Origin of the sequence: Flavobacterium sp. A45 (assembly GCF_002001005.1) — a bacterium.
Lineage (GTDB): Bacteria > Bacteroidota > Bacteroidia > Flavobacteriales > Flavobacteriaceae > Flavobacterium.
The window spans coordinates 21,225-28,090 of record NZ_MUNX01000102.1 but is presented as its reverse complement, the minus strand read 5'-3'; the positions used below and the strand labels follow the sequence as shown (position 1 = coordinate 28,090).

Below are 6,866 nucleotides of genomic sequence, written 5' to 3'. Positions count from 1 at the left end.
TTATAAGCACAATACATAGATATTTCAAGTTTAGTTACTTAATAATATTTATATTACTACTCCTTAAGATTAAAAATATATAATTATAAAAACATGAGAACTACATCAATTAATGGTAATGACATAAGCTTCAAAAAAGCAGGTCAGTTTGAAGACACCCGTTTTGAAAAAATCCATAACGTAATTTTTAAAAACTCAACGGATGCTTCAATAATCGTTGCTCAAGAGATTGCCGATTTAATTCGTTCGAAACAAGAAAAAAATAAAAAGTGTGTATTAGGGTTGGCTACGGGTTCTTCACCAATAAAAGTATATCAGGAATTGGTTCGTATGCACAAAGAGGAAGGATTGAGTTTTGACAATGTTGTGACTTTCAACTTGGATGAATATTATCCAATGCCAAAGGAAAGTAATCAAAGTTATCATTACTTCATGCATCAGCATCTTTTTAATCATGTGGATATCAGACCCGAAAATGTGAATATTCCGGATGGTACTGTTGCTTTGGAAGATTTAAATCAGTTTTGTGTTGATTATGAAATGAATATTAAAAATGCCGGTGGACTTGATTTTCAATTGTTGGGAATTGGGCGAACTGGTCACGTTGGATTTAATGAGCCAGGTTCACACATAAATTCTGGAACTAGAATCATCACTTTGGATCATATAACTAAAGTAGATGCTTCTGGAGATTTTAATGGAATTGGTAATGTTCCCAAAAAAGCAATCACGATGGGAGTTTCCACCATTCTGAGATCCAAAAGAATTGTTTTGATGGCTTGGGGACAGAACAAAGCCTCTATTATCAAGAGAACTATTCAAGGTGATATTAGCTCTGAAATTCCTGCAACTTTTTTGCAAAATCATAATAACACCACTTTTGTATTAGACGAAGGGGCTGCCTCAGAATTAACCAGATTGGAAACACCTTGGTTGGTAGGGGAGTGTATCTGGACGGAACAGTTGAAAAACAAAGCAATTGTTTGGCTTTGCCAACATACCGATCAATCCATTCTAAAATTAACCGACAGAGATTACAACAATAACGGAATGTCCGATTTATTGGCTGCCGGAAGTTCTTCTTATGATTTGAATATTAATATGTTCAACGTGTTGCAGCATACCATTACTGGATGGCCGGGAGGAAAACCAAATACGGATGATTCTCACCGTCCAGAGAGGGCTAATCCAGCTAAGAAAAGAGTAATTCTGTTCAGTCCACATCCAGATGACGATGTTATTTCAATGGGAGGAACATTTGCCAAATTAATCAAACAAGGTCACGATGTCCATGTAGTGTATCAAACCTCAGGTAACATTGCAGTTACCGATGATGAGGCATTGAAGTTTGCCGAAGTCTGCAATGATTTTGTTGAAAAAGATAAATCAGGAATCAATTTTCAAGCTGTAATTGATTCAATTAATTCTAAACCACTAGGACAAAGCGATTCTGCTGAAGTGCGTAAACTAAAAGGATTAATCAGAAGACGTGAATCATACGCAGCAACCAGATACATTGGTTTGAAAGATGAAAATACTCATTTCTTGGATATGCCGTTCTATGAAACGGGTATGGTTCAAAAGAAGCCGTTAGGGCCTGAAGACATTGCTATTGTAAAAGAAATTATAGAAAGAATTAAGCCGCATCAAGTATTTGCTGCAGGAGATTTGGCTGATCCGCACGGTACACACGAAGTATGTTTGAATGCTATTTTTGCGGCGATGAAAGCATTAAAATCAAAACCATTCATGAACGATTGTTGGTTGTGGTTATATAGAGGCGCTTGGCACGAATGGGATATTCATGAAATTGATATGGCTGTTCCATTGAGTCCTGACGAAGTAATGTTGAAAAGACAAGCTATTTTATACCATCAGTCTCAAAAAGACAGAGTGATGTTCCAAGGAAATGATTCGAGAGAATTTTGGGTTAGAGCCGAGGATCGAAATAAAAATACTGCTAAGTTATACGATAAATTAGGACTTGCCGAATATGAAGCGATTGAAGCTTTTAAACGTTTTGAGTACTAGTACTATAGTTTTGTTTTGTGTTAAGTTTAGTGCTAGGCTCTAAGTTTTTTTATGAACTTTAAAACTTGGGTTTAGCACTATTTTACATTTTTTACTAACATATTTTTTTATCTAATGAAATATATCCTGTTTTTTTTATTTGCCTCTTTTGTTTCGACAGCTCAAGTTACTAAAGAGCAGTTAAATATTATGCCATGGCCTCAAAATATTAGTCTTAATCAAGGTTCTTTTGCACTTACAAAGAATTTTAAAGTAAATATTACTGGAGCTCCAAATTCAAGAATATTTATTGGTGCGACTAATTTTTTGCGACGTTTGGACGGAAGAACAGGTTTGTTTTTCAATCAAGGATTTATAAACGGATTAAATGAAGTTCCTGATGCTGAATTGCAAATTAATTGTGTTCGATCTGGAAAAATTGAATTATATGAAGATGAAAGTTATTTATTGGAAGTAACAGCCAATAAGATTACCATAAATGCAACTACAGATGTTGGAGCATTACATGCATTGGAAACCCTTTTGCAATTGTTGCAAAACAATAGCACATCTTATTATTTTCCGACTTCCAACATATCTGATTTTCCAAGATTTACTTGGAGAGGGTTGATGATTGATGTTGCCAGACATTTTATGCCAATTGATGTAATAAAGCGTAATTTGGATGGAATGGCTGCGGTAAAAATGAATGTTTTTCACTGGCATTTAGTGGATGATCAAGGTTGGAGAATAGAGATGAAGAAACATCCGAAGCTGATTCAAATGGCATCTGATGGGAATTATTATACTCAAGAAGAAATAAAAAGTGTTGTAAAATATGCTGCAGATAGAGGGATTTTAGTAGTTCCGGAAATTGATGTTCCTGGTCATGGATCTGCAATATTGACCGCTTATCCAGAAATTGGAAGTAAAGTGGTGAATTTGAATGTGGGTTCTGGAGAGAACGGTCAGCAGTTTACTCAAGTGCAATCATATACTCTTGAAAGAAACGCAGGTATTTTTACACCTACGCTTGACCCTTCAAATCCAAAAACATATCAATTGTTAAGTGAATTTTTTGATGAAATCTGTCCGCTCTTTCCTGGTAAATTTTTTCACATAGGAGGTGATGAAAATGAAGGGAAAGACTGGGACTCAAATCCTAAAATTCAGGAATTCAAAAAGAAACATAATTTGGCAACAAACCATGAATTGCAAACGTATTTCACTATGCAATTAATTCCAATGCTCAAAAAGCATAAAAAAGAATTAATGGGATGGGAAGAAATTATGACCAAGAATATGTCCAAAGATGCCATAATACATTCTTGGAGAGGAACAAACGAAGGTCAGGCAGCAGGCCAATCATTAGTTGAGGCAGTAAAAGGTGGATATAAAACCGTTTTGTCAAATGGATATTATATTGATTTAATGTTAGGAGTTGAAAATCATTACACTGTGGATCCAATGCCAAAAAATGTAACTCTGACTAATGAAGAAAAAGCAAGAATTTTGGGAGGAGAAGCAACTATGTGGACCGAATTAGTGACACCTGGCACAATTGATTCCAGAGTATGGCCTAGAACAGCCGCCATTGCTGAACGATTTTGGTCAAATGAAAATATTACCGATATCAATAGTTTACGCAAAAGATTGAATACAGTTTCTTTTAGATTGGAAGAACTCGGGCTGACACATTTAAAGAGCAAAGAGGGTTTGCTGAGAAATATTAGCAACAATCAAGAAAATGAAGCATTACTTGATATGTCTAATATTTGTGAACCTATTAAACAATATTCAAGAAATAAAGGAGGTACTGAATACCAAATGTATTCACCACTGACTTTATTTGCGGATGTCTGTACTCCAGATGCTTCCGATGCAATAGGATTCGATGGAGCGGTTACCAATTATTTAAATAATAAAACAAATGAAAATCAAATTATTGTTACTAATTATTTAAATAAATGGATTAAGATGCATACAGATTTGACGATCTTAAGTAATAATGCGCCTTTGGTTCAGCCACTTTTGCCATTGTCAAAAAGTATAAAAGATATTTCGGAGCAACTTTTGCTTAAAATTGATAAAAAACAAAATATAGATGTTTCTGTATTGAATGGATTATTAGAGAACTGTAATTCCAAAGAACATGCCGATGTTGAATTAGCGGTATATAATAGCTTGAAAAAGTTAGTTCAAGCTTAATTTAAATTCAAAAATAAAAGTTGGAATCGTTAAGATTGAGTTTGGTTATTTGTATTTTAATATGATCTCTTTATTTTGAATTGCTATTGTTTTTCTGTGAAAACAATATTTTAAACCTGGTAATTCTTTGCCAGGTTTTTTTTGAAGCATTTACGTGCTAGTAAGATTAAACGTGTTATAATACTTAATTTGCTAATGATACCCGTCAAAAAAATAGTTGTATTTTGTTGTATTTTATTTTGTCAAATGTCTTTTTCACAATGGGATTGTTCCAGTGCTCTTACTATATGTGGCAATACAACTTTTACAGGAATAATAAAAACATATCCAGATGAAACTCAGTTTAATGGTCATGTAAGCTGCGGAATTTACATTCATACTCCGATGATATGGTTGAAAGTTACTATTGTAAAAAGCGGTAGTTTTGGGTTTGTACTGACACCCAAAAGTCAAAATCCACAAGCTGATTTAAACTTTTTTGTTTTTGGTCCAAACGTTACTTGTGGTGATATCGGACAGTCCATTCGTTGTTCGTATACTTCACCTACAGAAATATTTTCAAGTAAAAATGCAACTGGATTAATTCCTGGTGCTTACGGAATAAGTAGGCAGTCTAACGAAGGGAATGGCTTTCTTGAAATGTTAGACGTAAAAGCGGGAGAAAGCTACTATATTGTTGTTATGGATGCAGAATCTCCTTATGATCAGTTTTCACTTGATTTTAATGGCACAGCAACAATAGACGCTCCTCCTGAAATAAAAACACCAAAAATATTTGGTAGTTATGGTGCGAAAATCTGTGAATCGGATGGTGTAAATGATTTTATTACAAATATTGATCTAAATGAAATTGCTGCTACTGCTGTAGGAAACCAAAATAATGTTGAAGCTTCTTTTTACATAAGAGGTGGGGATGCAATAAAAGACATCCGAAGGCTTCCTAATGGATTTCGAAACACCGAAAGTCCACAAAAGGGATATATTAGATTAACCAATACTGTTTCAAAATGTTTTGTAGTTGAGGAATTTATTTTTACGGTAGAGCCATTGCAGACTCCTTTTCCATTAAATGTTGCTGGGTGTGATGTAAATCAAACGGGTTTTGTACATTTTAATTTAGCTGAAAATGATTTGCTGTTACAAGAAAATAATCCAAATAGAATTGTAACCTATCATCCCGCTGCAAATGATATGGTAACATTGCCAAAAGATTATGTAAACAAAGTGGCGTATCAAGAAGAGACTATTTATGCAAAAATATTGGATACAAAATCGCTTTGCAGTGTTTTTAAGCCTTTCAAATTAATAATAAATAAAACGCTTCCAAATGTAAAACCAGTACAGTTAACACAATGTGATATTGGTAATGTGCCAAGTGATATAAAAACATTTAATCTCTCGGAAGCATCGGATGCATTGACTTTAGGCGATTCTCAGTTTGCTGTAAAATTTTACCTTAACAATTCAGATGCTCAAAGTGATGTAAATCCCTTAGATTTCTTGTACACCAATGTTACAAATCCACAAACAATAATTGCCAAAGTAACAAACAAAACTACCGCTTGCTATGCTTTTACAACTGTAGATTTGAAAGTAAAAAAAGGTACAACACTAACCCAAATAATAGAAAAATGCGATGATGATGCCATAGCCGATGGTATTGTGAAATTTAATCTAGCCGACGCAGGCTTCGAAAATAATGGAAACAAAGCCACTTATTTCCTAACATTAGAAAATGCATTATTGCTTCAAAGTCCAATATCATCAAGTTTTACAAATACACAGCCCAATCAGCAAACGGTATATGCCAGAGTCCAAAATGAAAATGATTGCATTGGGATTAATACAATTGATTTAAAAGTGGCGGTTTTGCCAAATCTTGAAAAAAATGAAACATTGTATTTGTGTTTAAATGAAACAGATGATTCAATAAAATTAAATTCAGGAATTTCTATCTCCGATATAATTAATTACCAATACAAATGGTCTCCAAACGGAGAAATAACTTCTGATATAGAAGTTTATAAGGAAGGAACTTACACGGTTGTGGTCAAAAATCAAAATGGATGCACCAAAGAGCGCATATTTATAGTGAAAAATTCAGAACTTGCAAAAGTCTATGAAGTCATAATAGACGATTTTACCGAAGCAAAAAAAGTTACTATTTCAGCATCAGGGCAAGGAATTTATGAGTATTCTTTAGATAATATATCCGAAAATTATCAAACTTCCCCCATTTTTGATGACGTTGCTACAGGTATTCACGATTTGTACATAAAAGATCTTAATGGCTGTGGTATTCTACATAAGACAATTTCTGTTTTAGGTGCCCCAAAATACTTTACTCCAAATGGAGATGGTATAAATGACAATTGGAATATTTGGGACTTAAACACTCCATCTAATTCAAATGCAATCATTGAGATATTTAACCGTTTTGGTAAACTTCTAAAACAAATTTCGCCAAAAGAGGTGGGGTGGGATGGTACCTTTAACAATTTTCCTTTGCCAGCTGACGATTATTGGTACACATTACAATTATCAGACGGAAGATTTACAAAAGGTCATTTTTCGCTTTTACGATAATAACAGGTATATTTTAAATGAAGAAAAAAATATAATAATGTGAACCTAATGGAATTTTATCA

3 protein-coding genes are annotated in these 6,866 nt (G+C 33.8%); all 3 read left to right on the top strand.

Annotation, left to right across the window (positions count from 1 at the left end):
* The first annotated feature begins 93 nt into the window (after positions 1 to 93).
* The 3 genes from nagB (at position 94) to B0E44_RS13070 (ending at position 6,804) form a co-directional block, all read left to right on the top strand.
* Positions 94 to 2,031 (top strand): glucosamine-6-phosphate deaminase, encoded by a 1,938-nt coding sequence (gene nagB / locus B0E44_RS13080; protein WP_077375905.1) that lies wholly within the window; start codon positions 94 to 96, stop codon positions 2,029 to 2,031.
* Positions 2,032 to 2,145: 114 nt separating this feature from the next.
* On the top strand, positions 2,146 to 4,218 hold the full coding sequence (locus B0E44_RS13075; protein WP_077375902.1) for a beta-N-acetylhexosaminidase: 2,073 nt from the start codon (positions 2,146 to 2,148) through the stop codon (positions 4,216 to 4,218).
* 246 nt (positions 4,219 to 4,464) lie between these two features.
* Positions 4,465 to 6,804, top strand: coding sequence for a T9SS type B sorting domain-containing protein (locus B0E44_RS13070; protein WP_165688804.1), 2,340 nt, complete (start codon positions 4,465 to 4,467; stop codon positions 6,802 to 6,804).
* The last annotated feature ends 62 nt before the right edge of the window (positions 6,805 to 6,866 follow it).

What these genes read in the sequence shown, in the direction of transcription:
- B0E44_RS13075 (WP_077375902.1), top strand. Translation starts at nt 2,146, where the DNA reads ATGAAATATATCCTGTTTTTTTTATTTGCCTCTTTTGTTTCGACAGCT.
- B0E44_RS13070 (WP_165688804.1), top strand. Translation starts at nt 4,465, where the DNA reads ATGTCTTTTTCACAATGGGATTGTTCCAGTGCTCTTACTATATGTGGC.
- nagB (WP_077375905.1), top strand. Translation starts at nt 94, where the DNA reads ATGAGAACTACATCAATTAATGGTAATGACATAAGCTTCAAAAAAGCA.